This window comes from Rhodococcus sp. EPR-157 (assembly GCF_001647195.1).
GTDB lineage: Bacteria > Actinomycetota > Actinomycetes > Mycobacteriales > Mycobacteriaceae > Rhodococcoides.
The window spans coordinates 1-15,321 of record NZ_LVCV01000573.1 but is presented as its reverse complement, the minus strand read 5'-3'; the positions used below and the strand labels follow the sequence as shown (position 1 = coordinate 15,321).

Below are 15,321 nucleotides of genomic sequence, written 5' to 3'. Positions count from 1 at the left end.
TTCCGATCTCAGACGCATGAAACACCGAGTCGTCCATGGTCACCGCCTTTCCGCGTTGCCGAGCTAGGTCGAACAACTGCTCCTCATCGGACTGGTGACGAACTGTGTACGCGACACCCTCTGGGGTGAACCTGGGATCCGGGTGCTGCCAAGTGATCGTTTCCTCGCCCACGAGCCACAGCGCTGCTCGGAAGCTGGACAAATCAGACGTAGGCACCGGGGATACGGGGCCGTCGGGAAATTCTGGGAACATCAACAGCGCTGGTGGTACCTCCAACGCCGCGGCAAGTATGAAGACTTCGACGACGTCGAACTTCCCCCCGCGATGCCCTCCCTCGATCTTGGCGATTGTTCCCCGGGTGATCGGATAGCCGAGGTCCGTTGTGCGGCTTGATAGTTCGACTGCGCTGATATCGCGCTTTTTGCGATAGTGAGCAACGGCCCCCCCAATCCGTTTCGCGGTGTCAGCAGCCCATTCGCGAGCCGCTGCCGACCCGCGCGTCTCTCCCGGTTCAGTGTTCGACATAGCAGCAGAGTACCCGGATGCTTGCGTTTGTTCCGAATCAAGGTTACTTTTTCCAATAGGTCGCATCTAAGACCGATCAGTGCTCTTATCTCGAACAGAATGGATCAAAGTGAAACCAGACCAGATCGACGAACTTGGAGTGAGTACCGATCTCGTGACAGCGGCAGCAGCGTTCGGGATCAGCAAGTCGTCCGCCTATACCGCCGCGGCCAAGGGGACCTTCCCGTGCGAGGTCATCCGAGTCGGTTCGCGCTATGTCGTGCCTACGGCAGGGCTTCGCAAGGCGCTCGGAATGCCGGAGCGAGAACGCACGACCACATCCCGTGGCGCGGCCTGATGCCCCTCACGCCCGACCCCTACGAGATACCCGAGAACGAAACCGCCCCCGACGCCGGCCAGGGCATCGAGGGCGTATCACGCGAATCCGACTCCCATGAAGGACACGAGCTATGACCATCGTAAACCAGTCGAGTGTGTCGCTTCCACCGGTCAAGTACACACACGTGAAGCTCGACGACTTCACATACGAGAAGTTCGGGCAGACGCTTGATGGCCCAGCCAAGACGCGACTGATGAAGGTCGCGCGAGCGAAGTACGCCGACGAGATCGAGCAGAGCCACGCGATTGCTCGCGCCGCACAGGAGGAGTTGGCTTCGGTCGCTCACCCGCTGCAGGCCACTCTCGACCGCATCGACTCCTTCTCGCTTGACCACCCGACAGCGTTGGCGCCAAGTGCACCGGTTCCGTGGTTGGAAACGAATCGACCGAAGTGGGCCGACCGGGACCGCGATCAAACAGTTTTCAACACCGGCGACTCTCATGCCGACAAGAGCTCGATGAGCTGGCGGTCTCAGCACCTCTCGGTTCCGCTGAGTGGCTACTACGGGAAGTGGCACAACGACGGCCGCTTTGCTTTCGCGGATATCCGACTCGACTGCCGCCAGGGGACGTCGGCCCGCGAAACGCGAATCGCCTTCGAGCGCCATGGCTGGAACGGCCGAGGCGAACCCGTCGACGGCGTCGACTTCTACTCACTGACTGTCTCGGAGGCCGCCAGCATGGCCCGGGCATTGCTCCTGCTCGTCGATCTCGCCACCGGCACCACCGACGAAATCGCAGGTGCGTGATGTTCGCACAGATCGACGAGATGACCGACGCGCCAATTCGTGCCGAACTCACCACTGCCGGTCGCGTTCGCGTCGCCTACAGCTCCAGTGTCGTTCTGACGCTCGACGTCGGTGAGGCCGTCGACCTGGTGACGGCCGTCGTCGACGTGCTCGCCAAGGCTGACCAGCAGGCCCAATCCAAGCTACGGCGCGACGAGACCGAGATCCGCAGTGCCGCAACCATCCGAGAGGAACTCTGAACCATGACTGAAACCACCCCCGACCACGCCATGGTCGTCAACGCCGACGGCAGCCCGCGCGGTGTCGCCGACATCAGCCGCATCCAGTCTGACGCAACAATTTTGATGTACGAAATGGCGGCCGCCGCGGGTGACGACGACGCTGTCGACGCTGTGGCTATCGAATGGACCGGCAAGCTTGACCCGGATTCGATGGGCTACACCAGCGCCGCCGCACTGTCTCTGCTCGCCCGCAACGTCCTCGGCCCGGTGCTCGAGGTGCTCGACCAACTCGCCCCGAACCTTGACTTCCGCGGCAAGCTCGCCGAGTCCAGAGATCACGCCAGAGAGACCCTGCAGTGACGCCGACCGAGATCGTCCTCACCGTCGTGCTGATCGTCGAGAACATCGCGCTCATCGTATCCGGATTCCATTCCTACACAACTGAATAGCACCACCCGTCATCAAAGGTCTGCCACCCCCACAATGACGAAGCCCCGGCTACTCAGGTCATCACTCCGAGTAGCCGGGGCCCCAGAAAGAAGACACCGAAATGTCCGACACAAGAACTGATTCTACCAGCGACGGGCCCCAGCCCGCCCTACTCGACGACTACCTGGAGAAACTTCGCGACCCAGCGGATAAGTTGCTCGCCGCGGCACTTCGCGACGGCACTTTCAGGTTGGCCGTCCAATGCTCCCGGTGCGGCACCTGGCTCGTCGCACCGTCGTCGGTCAAACGTCATCTGGGCCCCGTCTGCGCCCGTCACGCACAGGCTCAAGCAGGTGTCGCGTGATCGCATACGAGCGCGTCGTCGACGCATTCCGCGAGGCCGGATTGATCGTCGACGACAAAGGACACGGCCGCGCTGCAGCACAGGCCCCCGGCCACAGTGCAGCAGACCGGTCGGTCACCATCACCGGAATAGCTGGGCAGGTGCTTGTCTACTCGCATTCCGACCCGACCGAGCAGGTACTCGAAGCACTGAATCTCGCACCGCGCGATCTGTTCGACGAACCCAAGGGCACGCTCTACGAGTACCCCGACGGCCGCAAGGTCCACCGCACCCCGGAAAAGAAGTTCCGGCAATCCGGCAACACCAAGGGCAACAGCCTGTTCCGTGCGGATCGTCTCGCCGACGCGACCGTGGTGTACGTCGTCGAAGGTGAGAAGGACGTCCACGCGGCCGAGTCGATCGGACTCGTCGCCACGTGTTCGGCGATGGGAGCAGGCAAGGCGCACCGCGCCGACCTATCACCGCTGCGCAACAAGACCGTCGTCATCGTCGCCGACCGCGACAAGGCGGGCCGCGCGCACGCCGAGCAGGTCGCCGAACTCCTCGGCACCACGGCTGGCGTGACAATCGCCGAACCCTCGGTCGGCAAGGATCTCGCCGACCATGTCGCCGCCGGCCTCGGCGCCGACGACCTGATCGTCACCAAGTCGCCGGCAACCACGGAGGTGAACTCCGCACACGCTGAACCGGGGGAGGACAAGCCCGAGCGCAAGAGCGCAGCAACGCAGCTCGTCGAACTCGCCATGTCGCGCTACATGCTCGGCGTCACACCCGAGGGTGACCCGTACGCGATCCCGAAGTCCGGAGGGCACGTCGCCCGATCGCTGCGAGGCGGAAAGGCCGGACTACGCGCCGAGCTCTCACGCGAGTACTTCCGCACCTTCGAGAAGGCAGCACCGCAGCAGGCCCTCGCCGACGCCCTTCTCGTGCTCGAGGGTGAAAGCGCAGAGTCCGAACCGCAGGCGACACACCTGCGTGTCGCCGAACTCGACGATCAGGTGTACCTCGATATGGGCGACGTCGCCGAGTCCGTGATCCGCATCGACCGCACCGGCCGGTGGGAGCACGGCAATCTCGACGTCCCGGTCCTGTTTCGGCGAACCGTGCTCACGGGCCCATACCCGGAACCCTCACGAGACGGTGACCTCGAACCGCTGTGGTCCACGCTCAACGTCGCCGAATCCGACCGGCCACTGTTGCTCGCCGCGATGGTTGCCGCGCTCATCGCACCTGACGTCCCGCACCCGGTCCTCGCCCTCGCAGGCGAACAGGGTACAGCCAAGACGACCACCACGAAAACTATTGTCTCACTGACCGATCCATCGTCGGTCCCGGTGAGGAAACCGCCACGCGACATGGACTCCTGGGTGACCGCAGCCGCCGGATCCTGGGTGGTCGGCATCGACAACATCTCCACGATCGGCGACTGGTTCTCCGATTCGCTGTGCCGCGCGGCCACCGGCGAAGGCGACGTGAAACGCGCGCTGTACACCGACTCGGGTCTGTCCGTGGTCGCGTTCCGCAGGGTGATCGTGGTCAACGGTATCGATTGGGGTGCCATGCGCGGTGACCTCGCCGAGCGATCGCTGATCGTCACGCTGGAGCGGATCCCGGCGCAGCATCGACGGTCCGAGGCCGACCTCGCCGCGGCGTGGGCAGAGGTGTATCCCACGATCCCCGGTGGTCTGCTCGACCTCGCTGCGCAGGTGTACTCGATCCTTCCCACCGTGGTCCTCGCCGAGTCTCCGCGTATGGCTGACTTCGCGCGCATCCTCGCCGCCGTCGACCAGATCACCGGCAAGTCCGGCCTCGACCGGTACGTCGGGCAGTCGGCGACGCTCGCCGCCGACACCATCGCCTCCGATCCGTTCCTCGCCGCAGTCACCGACGCGGTGGTCGACGAGTACGAGGGCTCGGCCGCCGACATCCTTGCGCTCGCCACGCCCGTCTCCGATCGGTGGCGGGCACCGAGGGGATGGCCGCGCTCCGCTCGCTCGGTCACCTCGATCCTGCGTCGGTCCGCACCGGCATTGCGCTCGATCGGCTGGACTGTCGAAAATCTGGGTGCTGGGAACAAATGGAACGTCGTTCGGTGGCGACTGATGGCCCCACGTCCTGAGATTGCCCGCAGCGGACCCTCGCTATCCTCGCCTGGCTCGCCAGAGGTGGATAACCGCTGGTCACAACCCCGGTTTCGAGGTGGGGATTCGGCGAGGAAGACGGAAACGCAATCCTCGCCACGGCGTGCCGCTAACTCGCCTCCCACCGCCGCTAACTCGCCTGACTCGCCTACCCTCGCCAATCACAACGCTCTGACCAGCAAAGACGAGGATAGCGAGGATGGCGAGGTTCAAATGCCGACAATCTCAGGGTGCCGAGACTGTGGCGCAGAACTGCGGCCGTCGAACACCACGGGACGCTGCGCCGAATGCCGACTGGCGAGCGCATCATGACCCGCGACCGCTACGGCGACGACACCGAAGAACGGCACCTCGCCATCGTCCAGCCGCACCAATGCCGCCGAGGGTGGACAGGCGAGGACGCCGAAGGCCGACCCATCCCGTGCCGCATCTGCAAACCACATCTGTGCCGAACGGAGACCTGATGACCCGCCGCAAGACGACCCCATCCGCCGGGCAGCAATCGCCGACCGAACTCGCGCTGGTAGCGATTCTCACCGGCACGGTTCGGCTCAACGGCGCCGCATGCATCGGCCACGCCAACCTGTTCGACCCACCCGGCGACGGCGAACCCGGCACCGCAGTCGATGCCCGCCACCGCGCCGCCGCCAGGTTGTGCTGGACCTGTCCTGTTCTCGACGAGTGCCGCACCTGGGCTGAAGGTGAGCCGTCGTCGCACACCGTGATCGCAGCACAGGTGATGTCCGCGCCACCGTCGGCGGACATCACTGACACCGGAGCACCGGATCCGCCCCGCATCGAGCAGACCGCGTGACTACGCCCGGCACCCCATCGGTGGAAGTGCGGATTTCGCAGCACCTCACCGCGGACGGGTCAGTCGTCATCCCGCCCCGGATCGCCCGCTGGCTCGAAAAGAATGCGGGAGTGACCGCGGACCGCCGAGTAAGACTGCGCGACAACGATCCCGATGCCTACATTGCACTGGCAGCCCTCCACCTCTCAGCCTTATGTTCCGACAACGGAACGGAAGGTGCAGCGCCACAACCCAACCAGACAGAATCAGTGCAATGGATCAGCACCCGCCACGCCGCCGACACACTGAACGTCACCGACCGATGCGTACGCAAATGGTGCAGCACCGGACGACTCCACGCCCAGCGCATCGGCGGCCGGTGGCTGATCGACCCCATCAGCGTCAACCCACGAAACATCGCATAGGAGAACCGACATGAGCCTCGAGTTCATCGAAGGAAAGATCGACGACATCCGCGCCGAAGCCGCCGGCGTCATCGATGAGTACAGCCGGACGCAGGACGAAGTATCCCGCGACCCCAACCTCACCGACACAGGCAAGCGCGAACACCTCGCCCCGATACACGAATCAACCAGCGAGAAGCTGAAAGCCCTCCGCCAGCAGGAGAAGGACGTCGTTCGAGCCAAGCGAGAAAATTTGGAACGCAGCGTCTTCGGACTCCCGGCGGGCAGCGCGAGCGACCCCGCTCGGCTCGTCAGCTTCCGAGATGCCCAAGACCGCGCCAACCGTCTTACCGACCGCGATGAAGCCGAACAGGCATACAAGTCCGCCCTCCGCAGCGACGACAGCGTTCTCGCCCAGGCCATCCTCGGGCAAGCCCTCACCCGCGGATGGAGCAACGTCACCAGTGACTACTTGGAGCGGAACCCCCAGTCCCGTGCAGACCTCGTCGACCTGAAGGCAATACGGGAGTACGAACAGAACACCTTGGCCGCGTCGGTCCACTACTCGATGCCCAGCCTCTCGGCAGCCGTGCCCATGTCAGTACCGAGAGTGTCAAGCGGACAGCTCAACGACATGTTTTACAACAGCCCCGGCAAGTACCGCTAGCGCGACGACCCAAGGATTGATCCGACAATGATGAGATTGCGGAACGCGGACACCAACGTCCAGGTAGTCGTCACCGATTCGAAGGCGGTGAGGCTCATCGCCGAAGGGACGTACGAGGCAGTCCCCGACGTCGAACAGCCACCCGTGGACACCACACCGCGAGAGCAGACGGAGAACGTCGACGGCAAGCCAGGGCCGACGAGCATCGCCGCGGCACTCAAGGACGCCGTCGGACCCATGTGGGACCACGCCGGATGAAGACCAGCGGCGTCGGCGTCAACGCGTTTCCAGTCTCCTTTCCGCGAAGGCCGGTCAAGACAGATGCGCGCAACAGATCATCCGAGCCGGACCTGCGCCGACGCCGCCCCAGGGGGAGTACCCCCTCACACGCCCCAGCCGCCCTCTCAGGCGATAGGCCTCCGTGTGTGTCACCCATCCGAAAAAAATCGACCTATAGGAGGGCATAGATGGCAGGTAGACCCGCCCGCAAAGCGCCGACGGGATTGAAACGCCGTGGCGCGGCGCTGTGGCGATCGATGACGACAGCGTTCGACTTGGAGCAGCACGAGCTGACGACTCTGCGCGAAGTGTGCCGGACGGTCGATGCGATCGATGCCCTGCAGGCCGTCGTCGATCGCGATGGCGTGATGAACGAGTCGGCTCAAGGTGTGCGGGCGCATCCGGCGCTGGTGGAGTTGCGCCAGCAGCGGCTCGCGCTCACCAAGCTCGTTGCAGCGCTCGCGATTCCTGCCGACGCCCTTCCGGCTCCGGTGAAGCGGTACGGCATCCAGGGGGCAGTGTCGTGAGGCGGCGCACGGACACCAGCGCACCGTCGACGAATCTGACTGTGTTCGACGGTCGCCAGTTTCGGACGCCAGCTGCGTGGAAAGCGGCGTTTGCCGAGTTTCTCGCTGCCCGTGCGGCGTGGTCGCAGGAGCATGACGGTGCGCAGTTACCGCCTCGTGAGGTGAACGGTGGGTGCCCGTTCGACTGGTCTCGGTTCCGGAAGTCGGTGCCGGACTGATGGCACACCCGAGAGGATTCCGATGACTCCTGACGAGCAGCGCTCAGTTCTCGACGACCTGAATCTGTCTGCCACGCAGAACATCAGCGAACTCTGGCGTAACGCGTCGATGATGGATCTCGATTCGTCTCAGTTTCGCAACGTGATGATCCAAGACGTGCCCCAGATCATCGAGGCTTACGCCGCGGGTGCCGCTGACCTCGCCACCGTGTGGTACGAAGATGCTGCTCCCGGTCTTCTTCGGTACTGGCCGATGCCGGCAGCCCCGGCGCCGACCGAGCAGCTCGAAGCATCGACCTCGTGGGCCCTACGCGCCAACGGGGAAGCAGCGCTGACTCGCATAGCCGGGTTCACTTCACGCGCCATATTCGGTTCGGCGCGCCGCACCATCGTCGAGAACGCGGAGAAGGAACCGGGAGCCGCCTGGGCACGCCACGCGCAAGCTGGTTCGTGTGCGTTCTGTCGGATGCTGGCGACCCGCGCCGAGGTGTATGCGTCCAAAGAGTCGGCCACCGTCCTCGGCGTCTACCAACGCGGCCGTGGCACACGAGGCGCATCGGAGAAGTACCACGATCACTGCCGATGCACCGCAGTGCCGGTCAGGCCCGGACAGGTCTACACTCCGCCTGACTACGCCGAACAGTGGGACGAGCAGTACAAAGAGGCGGTCCGTGCGACGTCCGGCGGTGGCCGGATCGACGTCAACGCGGTACTGGCGAAGATGGATGAGCTCGAGCACGGCACAGCCGCAACCACAGTGTCCAAGACTGCGGTATCCGTTACGAAAGCGCCTAGGCCTGGCGTAGCTGCTGCCGCTGCCAACCCTGTCAGCGACAAACCATGGCACAAGACCGCCGCGAAGTTCACCGAGGATGAAGGCAGGCGCCACGGAAGCGAGATCTGGGACTCCTACGCCCGAGGCCTCGACAACGGCGCCGTTGAGACGGTCAGGACGTACACCGGCCGCGGCTACCAGGTCACCAACCCTGGACTTCGATCGCGTACGACGTTCGGTGACACCGAGGCGGGCTCGATGCGGGCCGTCGACGCTATCCGCGGACTCGACACTGCGGTCGAGAATGCGCCCCGCGTGACGATGCCCATCACGGTGGCTCGCGACGTCGACGCACGCGTGTTCGGCATCGTGGACGCCGAGACCGATCTGACGGCCCTGGTCGGACGCCAGTTCCGCGACGAGGCGCATCTGTCGACGACGCTGCAGTCGAAGCTCATCTTGCCGATCGGGGCGGACCAGGTCGAACTCCGGCTGGACGTCCCGGCAGATACGAAAGCCCTCTACGTCTCGTCGTTCAGCCGAGGTGAGCGCGGCCTCGCGGCCTACGGTCCGGACGAGAACGAACTGATCCTTGGCCGCGGACTCGACTACGAAATCTACGATGCGTTCATGGAGGGTTCCGACAACCGACGGATCCTCCTCGCGCGCCTCATCGCGCAGGACGCGACACCACGGGAGGTTCAGTGATGGGAAGCCTGTCCGACGGATCTGATGTCGGCGCCAAACCGATTGGCGATCAACGCTTTTACGGAGGTAGACGTGTAGGCGAAGGTAGGTGGGCGATTCTCGACACCCTCGGCCTGCTCTGGACAGACGACGTCGATGGACTGCAACTGTCCTCGACCGAGGCAACGACCGACCGAGACGCAGCCACCGATCTTCGGTACACGCTCATCGAGCAGTGCCGTCGCGGAATCGGTGCAACCGAGGCTTTCGACACCGCGATCGCCGAGCATGGCAACCCACCGGTGACGACGGGTGACCTCGGCGAGTTGATCTGACCAGGTCGCTCCCTGATTTCGGCGTCAAACTCCCCGCAGCCGGGGTGAAGGTGAATTGACCGGTGAGCGGAATGCATGAGCGAGGCAGGACGCGATACCTGCACCCCCTCAGCGCCGAAACGACAGCCCGCAGGACACCCGTGGAACGGTGCCTGCGGGCTGTCGTCGCATTTCATGACCGTGAGCCGTGGTCATCATGGTGTCGGCAGCGACAACATAGTCTCGACCTGCGACTCTTCGTCGGGTGGTCGTCCAGCCTCCGAGTCGCCTCTCTAGACGCAGCGTGAGGATTTGTCGTACCGATCGTCTAGCCTGCGACTCTCACTACAGATGCCGTTCGCCTGGCATGTTTTAGTACATAATGGAAGCGTGAGGTGGGAAACAGCATGATGAGCGCAGCGGTAGAGGCTCCCCAGTCGAGGCTGTCGTACTCGGCAATCGCAAAGTACGCGGAGCAGATTGCTCGTGACAACGACATCGTTGACGGGTCGGGGAAAGTGGATGTGCACGGCCTTCTCTTAAAGCTGGGAGGGCAGATCGAGGTCGAGAACCGCGCGGAGTCGCTGGAAGTCCGTAGCAGCTACGATTTCACCGTCTATCTGCCGACCCATACCTCACGGCTGCGGGACCGATTCACAATCGCGCACGAATTGGGGCACTACTTCCTGCACCATCGCGCCCCAGACACACACCTAGTTGGCAAGCGGACTTCGACCTTCACCCGTCTCGGGCAGAACATACCTGAGACGCAGGCGAACGTCTTCGCTTCGAATCTTCTGATGCCACTCGAACAGTTCAAGGCCGCGTACTGGGAGCTCGCCCAAGACCTAGTGGCGCTGGCCGACCGATTCGAAGTATCTGTGCCCGCTGCGAAAGTGCGCGCGAAGTACCTCGGCCTTCCCGTCTGATGGCGTCGGGGCTCAACAACGACGGATCGATCCTCTTCCTCTCGTGTGACTTGCAGAATTCCACCCAGTTCTAGCAGAAGAGCGACAACGAAGATTGGGTCGCGACGTTCCTCGCGTTCTATACCGAGTTCCCAGCAATCCTTTCGACACTGATAGCGACAACTTGCTCGGGTCTGCAGAACCGGCTACTGCTGTGGAAAGCAGTCGGTGACGAACTGATTTTCTCGATCCGCATTCAGTCGGAGAAAGAATGCAGCGACGCGGTCGACGTGTGGCTTTCATCGATGCATGAGTTCGAGCAGGCGCACTTGGTAGAAAAAACGCCAATGACTCTGAAGGGTGGGGCGTTTCTAGCTACGGTCCCCACTCCTGACCGCCGGGTGGCAATACCGCGTACCGTCGGCTCTGCCGATCGGTCACAGCTCGACGCGGAAGCCGTCAATGAGCAGACCCTCAATGCAGCTCACGACGAGGGTAAATTTCATGCTCAATACGCCATGGACTTTGTGGGCCCCAGCATTGATACGGGGTTTCGGGTACTCAAGTACGCATCGCGCCGGTACTTCGTACTGACGGTCGAAGTAGCACACATTCTCTTCAAGCACTACAGCTTCATTGAGCGCAAAGACGAAGCATTTCTTGTGGGCATGCACGAGTTGAAAGGCGTGTGGGGAGGGAAGCCGTACCCAGTCTTCGCGATAGGCCGCGAACTCGCGAGTTCCGTACCTGCCCAGTTGCTTGCGAAAGCGTTCGGCAGCACGATCGGCATCGCCGACGAGCATCCTCGATGCCGCCCGCCCGAGGTTCTTGAAGCGATCGCTGAGTACCGGAAAGATGCCGAATGGCGCGGGGCGATAATGATTCCAGGAGCCTCTTGGGCCGATTTTAGCTACCACTCATCTGCAGAGCACGCTCGTTCCCGTCTCGAGATACTCTTCGACACGTCCGAAGAGTATCTCGACACGACGCAAGACGCTGGCGAGGAAGAATCTTTCGAGGACATGCCTACGCACTAGGAAAGTGCGCCTCCGCTGGCAAGCCCTCAGAACTGACGGGTTGAGTCGCCGGGTCGATTCGATTGCTCCGAACCTGTCATAGCCCACCGCTAGATTCACGGCATGGAACTGGACCTTGAGCACCGGAAGCTAATCGACGAACACCTCGCTGCCACATCGCTACCGCCGCGGCACGTTATTCACACAGTCGGGACGCTCGTCGACCCCAACGACATCGTGGTCTCATTCACCGAGTACGACGCAACCGAGCCGACGAAATGGCGCGTCTTCGTACTCACGTCAACCAATATCGTGCACACAGAGATCCAGTACGAAACCGACAACTACGACCGCGAGGAAGAGTCCTCGCCTTGGCGTCGAACCAACCCACCTGTAATGACAATCAACGCAGCCTGGACGCGACCACTTCGAACCATCACCGGTCTCCACCTCACACAGGTAGGTGATCTCGTCGGAACCGACCTCGGGCGACCATGGTTCAGAACAACCTCGCACATCGCATTCACCGACCACTCAACCCTGGCCCTCCCGAACGAAGAGCACTTGTACCGCGACGACGTTCGACGTGGGGTAACCGACTTCGTCAAAACGCTCCGCGGCCTGATCGTCTGAGCGGTAGCGCGCTCTGCCCAGCCAAAGCGTTCAACTCCGTGGTTGGGCACAGAATTGAATTCCCCGCAGGGTGACTGTCGGGCCTCGAACGTAGGATGCCGCCATGACTGACACCACCCCCGTACCGCTCAAGGTCATCGCAGTGAACCCACCGTCGCTCGACGATGTAGACGAGAACGGCCGATACATGGTCACGCTGAAGCTTTCACGCCAAGTCACCGCAGCCGAGTACCACGGTGTTCCGGCTATCGCGAGAGGCATGCGCGCGTACGCGAGCACGCTAGAGATCGCGCGGACGACGCTGGAGACGGTTGCCGAAACCACAAGAGACATTGCGTCGCTCCTGGCGACCGTAGAGGCCCGCGGTCGGAAGGAGGACGAGCACGCAGCGCTCGTCGCACGCAGAGAGGAAGAGGCCGAGCACGCGCGGACCGTCGAGGAGGAGCGGCTGCGCAAGTTCGCTGAGGGAATCAAGTTCGACTGACAGCGGCCCTGGCAGACTGTCGAGATGATTCGAGTAATACTGCCAAACGGCGAAGAGAAGAAGTTTGTCGGTAACTACACCGTCGAGAAGAACCCCGACACTGGGTCGACGATCAGAATTCTAGAAGGTGTCACGCCAGTGTTCGATGTACCGCCGGGCAGCGAAGTAGTCGTCGCTCAGGCCGACGACAACCCGGTTCCGCGCATCGATCCGAAGTAAGGACGCGCCGAGTAGCCCGATCATGTTGCCGACACCGACAATATGATCGGGCCGCTCACTGCCGAGCGGCCCAGGGGTACACGCCGGCGTGAATCCTCCTTTTCACGGTCTTCCGCGAGAAGGGTACGGACTAGCTCGGACCCCTCAGGGCACAGTTAGGGAACGGTAACCGCGATGACCACGCGCAAACCGTTGGAACGGTTGGGGTCAATGCCACCTCTGACCTGCGCCGACTGGAATGGTTAGCACCAGATCGACTGTCTAACAGTCTGGTCCGTAGTGAAAAGGTCAAGAGTTCGATTCTCTTAGGCGGCTCAGTTAGGCCCGCGACAGCGGCTATGCCCACGGCATAGCCGCTGTCGCTGTTTGCACACGAGTCAGCCGACACCCGTCATCCAGACCGTCGCCGCTGAGCCGTGCGCCAGGCCGCCTTCGCCGACGACGACGAGACAGTCGCTCGACGCCATCGAACTGATCGAGCCCGAGGACGCAGAACCTGACACTACGACGCGCGAACCATGACGCCGACCGAGGCGGAACTGCATCATTCCTGGGCGGCCGGCGATGGTGGGGGAGTCCAGCACCACCTCACAGGTCGGGCGGTCGACGGTGTCGCAGCCCAGCGCGCCCCGGACGAACGGGCGGACGAACATCTCGTAGGACACGAAAGCAGCCACCGGGTTGCCAGGCAGGGAGATGATCGGAACGCCGTCGAAGTGGCCTGCTCCCTGGGGTTTTCCAGGTTTCATCGCAACCGACACGAACTCCGCGTACCCGCCGCCGAGCGCCGAACGAACCACATCCTCGGTACCGGCGCTGACTCCGCCGGTTGTCACGATGAGGTCCGCCCAGTCGGCGCATCGGCCCAGCGTCGCGCGCAGCGATTCGACGTCGTCACCCACGACGTCTTCGCGACGGACCTCAGCTCCACACCGCTGCAGGTCGGCGACGATCATGGGGGCGTTCGACTCGTGGATCTGTCCGGGGCGTAGCGGTGTGCCAGGCCGAACCAGCTCGTTTCCGGTGGGGACGACCGCGACCCGCAGGCAGGATCGGATCTGGACTCGAGTCAGGCCGAGTGCGGACAATGCGCCGATGTGGTTGTGCGACAGTGTTGTTCCCTTGGGTAGGATGATTTCGTCTGCACCGATGTCGCTGGCACGTGCGCGAATGTTGGCGCCCCGCTTCGGCGAAGTTCGAATTCGTACCCGGGCAGTTGCGAAATCTTCGACGAATCCACTGGTGCCCTCTACCGGTACGACAGTGTCGGCGCCAGGAGGTACGGGAGCTCCCGTCATGATCTGCACAGCTTGGCCCGGTGACCCCGAGATCGCCGTCGCGATCGGGCCGGCAACGCACGTTCCAGGTACCGACAGCTCGGCGTCGACCCGGAGGTCATCGTGACGAACGGCGAATCCGTCGACGGCGGAGACATCGAATGCCGGAAGTGGTCCGGAGGTTCGCACCGCATCGCCGAGCACAGCCCCCATCGCAGCGGATAGCTCGACAGGCCGCGACCGAGCGGTAATGCCGAGTGCTGCGATCTGCCGACGGTGTTCGGCTATCGATCTCATTCACCCTCCAATGTAGGACATTTCGACCTTCTCGCCGCGAGATGGTCCGTCTGATTGCGAACGCAATTCGGAGTAGCGGTCGGCGCGCACAGACCATAGACGCCGCAGGGTGGCCTCGACGGTCGCGTCGTCGGCACCGGACCGCATCAGACCCCGCAGGTCGGTACCTGATCCGGCGAACAGACATGTGTCGATCTGCCCGTCGGCCGACAAACGGGCGCGTGTGCAGTCGCCACAGAACGGACGGGTGACCGAAGCGATGATCCCGATTTCGCCGCCGCCGTCGCGGTACCGGTACCGCCGCGCGACTTCACCGTCGTACCTCGGGGGCAGTGGTTCGAGTGGGTACACCGCATCGATCGTCGACGCTATCTCCGCTGCCCCGATTACCTGATCGAGTTGCCATCGATTTGTGGACCCGACATCCATGTACTCGATGAATCGGACCGTCACCGGCGATCCTCGGAATGTCCGAGCCAGGTCGAGCACCGAGGCATCGTTCACGCCGCGTCGCACGACGACGTTGACCTTGACCGGGCCCAGGCCGGCGGTCGTGGCCGACTCGATGCCGTCGAGCACCCGCTCTACCGGAACTCTGGTGTCACTCATGCGGCGAAAGGTCTCGGGATCGGTGGAATCGAGGCTCACCGTGACCCGATCAAGACCTGCGCGGGCCAGTCCGTCGGCATGCCTTCCGAGCAGCGCCCCGTTGGTCGTCATCGCGACCTCGAGCCCGTCGAGAGACTTCAGAGAGGAGATCAGGGCATAGATCCCGTCGCGCAGCAGCGGTTCGCCGCCGGTCAATCGCACTTTGCGCACACCGAGGCGCATCGCGGCGCGAGTGACCCGTTCGATCTCCTCGAAGCTGAGTAAGCGTTCTGTGGGGAGGAACATATGGTCAGGCCCGAACGTCTCCCGCGGCATGCAGTAGACGCACCGGAAGTTGCATCGATCGGTCAACGAGATCCGCAGATCCCGAAGTGGACGTCCCCTGGCGTCGAGGAGGGCTGTCACG

21 protein-coding genes are annotated in these 15,321 nt (G+C 63.2%); 18 read left to right on the top strand and 3 right to left on the bottom strand.

Annotation, left to right across the window (positions count from 1 at the left end):
• Nucleotides 1-526, bottom strand: a 526-nt coding sequence (locus A2J03_RS31830; RefSeq protein WP_231912711.1) for a helix-turn-helix transcriptional regulator, incomplete at its 3' end; no start/stop codon positions are given.
• A 109-nt stretch (nucleotides 527-635) separates the two neighbouring features.
• On the opposite strand from A2J03_RS31830, the gene A2J03_RS25330 reads away from it, so the two are divergent.
• The 18 genes from A2J03_RS25330 (at nucleotide 636) to A2J03_RS25240 (ending at nucleotide 12,732) form a co-directional block, all read left to right on the top strand.
• A complete protein-coding gene (locus tag A2J03_RS25330) occupies nucleotides 636-863 on the top strand; it encodes a hypothetical protein (protein ID WP_068379689.1) in 228 nt (75 codons plus the stop codon).
• Nucleotides 864-975: 112 nt separating this feature from the next.
• Complete coding sequence (locus A2J03_RS25325) at nucleotides 976-1,653, top strand: hypothetical protein (protein ID WP_068379686.1); 678 nt, start codon at nucleotides 976-978, stop codon at nucleotides 1,651-1,653.
• Nucleotides 1,653-1,892, top strand: a complete 240-nt coding sequence (locus A2J03_RS25320) for a hypothetical protein (protein ID WP_068379683.1) — start codon at nucleotides 1,653-1,655, stop codon at nucleotides 1,890-1,892. The genes A2J03_RS25325 and A2J03_RS25320 overlap by 1 nt, the downstream gene beginning before the upstream one ends.
• Nucleotides 1,893-1,895: 3 nt before the next feature.
• On the top strand, nucleotides 1,896-2,234 hold the full coding sequence (locus tag A2J03_RS25315) for a hypothetical protein (RefSeq protein ID WP_068379680.1): 339 nt from the start codon (nucleotides 1,896-1,898) through the stop codon (nucleotides 2,232-2,234).
• Between the two features lie 190 nt (nucleotides 2,235-2,424).
• Nucleotides 2,425-2,667, top strand: a complete 243-nt coding sequence (locus A2J03_RS25310) for a DUF6011 domain-containing protein (protein WP_068379677.1) — start codon at nucleotides 2,425-2,427, stop codon at nucleotides 2,665-2,667.
• Nucleotides 2,664-5,120, top strand: coding sequence for a toprim domain-containing protein (locus A2J03_RS31825; protein WP_068379674.1), 2,457 nt, complete (start codon nucleotides 2,664-2,666; stop codon nucleotides 5,118-5,120). Before A2J03_RS25310 ends, A2J03_RS31825 begins: the two co-directional genes overlap by 4 nt.
• Nucleotides 5,121-5,271: 151 nt before the next feature.
• A complete protein-coding gene (locus A2J03_RS25300; protein WP_068379671.1) occupies nucleotides 5,272-5,622 on the top strand; it encodes a WhiB family transcriptional regulator in 351 nt (116 codons plus the stop codon).
• Nucleotides 5,619-6,026 (top strand): helix-turn-helix domain-containing protein, encoded by a 408-nt coding sequence (locus A2J03_RS25295; protein ID WP_082898088.1) that lies wholly within the window; start codon nucleotides 5,619-5,621, stop codon nucleotides 6,024-6,026. The genes A2J03_RS25300 and A2J03_RS25295 overlap by 4 nt, the downstream gene beginning before the upstream one ends.
• 10 nt (nucleotides 6,027-6,036) lie before the next feature.
• Nucleotides 6,037-6,672 (top strand): hypothetical protein, encoded by a 636-nt coding sequence (locus A2J03_RS25290; RefSeq protein ID WP_068379665.1) that lies wholly within the window; start codon nucleotides 6,037-6,039, stop codon nucleotides 6,670-6,672.
• 27 nt (nucleotides 6,673-6,699) lie between these two features.
• Nucleotides 6,700-6,930 carry a DUF7302 family protein gene (locus A2J03_RS25285; RefSeq protein WP_068379661.1) on the top strand — a complete coding sequence of 77 codons (231 nt, stop codon included), beginning with the start codon at nucleotides 6,700-6,702 and terminating at the stop codon, nucleotides 6,928-6,930.
• 209 nt (nucleotides 6,931-7,139) lie between these two features.
• Nucleotides 7,140-7,478: a terminase gene (locus tag A2J03_RS25280; protein WP_068379659.1), complete on the top strand. Its 339-nt coding sequence runs from the start codon at nucleotides 7,140-7,142 to the stop codon at nucleotides 7,476-7,478.
• Between the two features lie 240 nt (nucleotides 7,479-7,718).
• A complete protein-coding gene (locus A2J03_RS25270; RefSeq protein WP_068379653.1) occupies nucleotides 7,719-9,179 on the top strand; it encodes a VG15 protein in 1,461 nt (486 codons plus the stop codon).
• Complete coding sequence (locus A2J03_RS25265) at nucleotides 9,179-9,493, top strand: hypothetical protein (RefSeq protein ID WP_068379650.1); 315 nt, start codon at nucleotides 9,179-9,181, stop codon at nucleotides 9,491-9,493. The genes A2J03_RS25270 and A2J03_RS25265 overlap by 1 nt, the downstream gene beginning before the upstream one ends.
• 386 nt (nucleotides 9,494-9,879) lie before the next feature.
• Complete coding sequence (locus A2J03_RS25260; protein WP_068379647.1) at nucleotides 9,880-10,401, top strand: ImmA/IrrE family metallo-endopeptidase; 522 nt, start codon at nucleotides 9,880-9,882, stop codon at nucleotides 10,399-10,401.
• Nucleotides 10,402-10,685: 284 nt separating this feature from the next.
• Nucleotides 10,686-11,417, top strand: coding sequence for a hypothetical protein (locus tag A2J03_RS25255; protein ID WP_068379644.1), 732 nt, complete (start codon nucleotides 10,686-10,688; stop codon nucleotides 11,415-11,417).
• A gap of 102 nt (nucleotides 11,418-11,519) precedes the next feature.
• The gene (locus A2J03_RS25250; RefSeq protein ID WP_068379641.1) at nucleotides 11,520-12,029 is read left to right on the top strand and encodes a hypothetical protein; all 510 of its coding nucleotides are present in this window, start codon (nucleotides 11,520-11,522) and stop codon (nucleotides 12,027-12,029) included.
• A 103-nt stretch (nucleotides 12,030-12,132) separates the two neighbouring features.
• Nucleotides 12,133-12,513: a hypothetical protein gene (locus A2J03_RS25245; protein WP_068379638.1), complete on the top strand. Its 381-nt coding sequence runs from the start codon at nucleotides 12,133-12,135 to the stop codon at nucleotides 12,511-12,513.
• A gap of 24 nt (nucleotides 12,514-12,537) precedes the next feature.
• Complete coding sequence (locus A2J03_RS25240) at nucleotides 12,538-12,732, top strand: hypothetical protein (RefSeq protein ID WP_068379636.1); 195 nt, start codon at nucleotides 12,538-12,540, stop codon at nucleotides 12,730-12,732.
• 377 nt (nucleotides 12,733-13,109) lie between these two features.
• Here A2J03_RS25240 and A2J03_RS25235 read toward each other — a convergent pair whose 3' ends face one another.
• Both A2J03_RS25235 and moaA read right to left on the bottom strand, forming a co-directional pair.
• Nucleotides 13,110-14,306, bottom strand: coding sequence for a molybdopterin molybdotransferase MoeA (locus A2J03_RS25235; protein WP_068379633.1), 1,197 nt, complete (start codon nucleotides 14,304-14,306; stop codon nucleotides 13,110-13,112).
• Nucleotides 14,307-15,321: GTP 3',8-cyclase MoaA (moaA, locus tag A2J03_RS25230; protein ID WP_331712401.1), on the bottom strand; the 1,015-nt coding region annotated here is incomplete at its 5' end.

Coding starts and splice junctions, on each gene's coding strand:
- A2J03_RS25240 (WP_068379636.1), top strand. CDS start 12,538: ATGATTCGAGTAATACTGCCAAACGGCGAAGAGAAGAAGTTTGTCGGT.
- A2J03_RS25325 (WP_068379686.1), top strand. CDS start 976: ATGACCATCGTAAACCAGTCGAGTGTGTCGCTTCCACCGGTCAAGTAC.
- A2J03_RS25280 (WP_068379659.1), top strand. CDS start 7,140: ATGGCAGGTAGACCCGCCCGCAAAGCGCCGACGGGATTGAAACGCCGT.
- A2J03_RS25245 (WP_068379638.1), top strand. CDS start 12,133: ATGACTGACACCACCCCCGTACCGCTCAAGGTCATCGCAGTGAACCCA.
- A2J03_RS25255 (WP_068379644.1), top strand. CDS start 10,686: ATGCATGAGTTCGAGCAGGCGCACTTGGTAGAAAAAACGCCAATGACT.
- A2J03_RS25265 (WP_068379650.1), top strand. CDS start 9,179: ATGGGAAGCCTGTCCGACGGATCTGATGTCGGCGCCAAACCGATTGGC.
- A2J03_RS25250 (WP_068379641.1), top strand. CDS start 11,520: ATGGAACTGGACCTTGAGCACCGGAAGCTAATCGACGAACACCTCGCT.
- A2J03_RS25290 (WP_068379665.1), top strand. CDS start 6,037: ATGAGCCTCGAGTTCATCGAAGGAAAGATCGACGACATCCGCGCCGAA.
- A2J03_RS25270 (WP_068379653.1), top strand. CDS start 7,719: ATGACTCCTGACGAGCAGCGCTCAGTTCTCGACGACCTGAATCTGTCT.
- A2J03_RS25235 (WP_068379633.1), bottom strand. CDS start 14,306: ATGAGATCGATAGCCGAACACCGTCGGCAGATCGCAGCACTCGGCATT.
- A2J03_RS25285 (WP_068379661.1), top strand. CDS start 6,700: ATGATGAGATTGCGGAACGCGGACACCAACGTCCAGGTAGTCGTCACC.
- A2J03_RS25260 (WP_068379647.1), top strand. CDS start 9,880: ATGATGAGCGCAGCGGTAGAGGCTCCCCAGTCGAGGCTGTCGTACTCG.
- A2J03_RS25320 (WP_068379683.1), top strand. CDS start 1,653: ATGTTCGCACAGATCGACGAGATGACCGACGCGCCAATTCGTGCCGAA.
- A2J03_RS25315 (WP_068379680.1), top strand. CDS start 1,896: ATGACTGAAACCACCCCCGACCACGCCATGGTCGTCAACGCCGACGGC.
- A2J03_RS25310 (WP_068379677.1), top strand. CDS start 2,425: ATGTCCGACACAAGAACTGATTCTACCAGCGACGGGCCCCAGCCCGCC.
- A2J03_RS25300 (WP_068379671.1), top strand. CDS start 5,272: ATGACCCGCCGCAAGACGACCCCATCCGCCGGGCAGCAATCGCCGACC.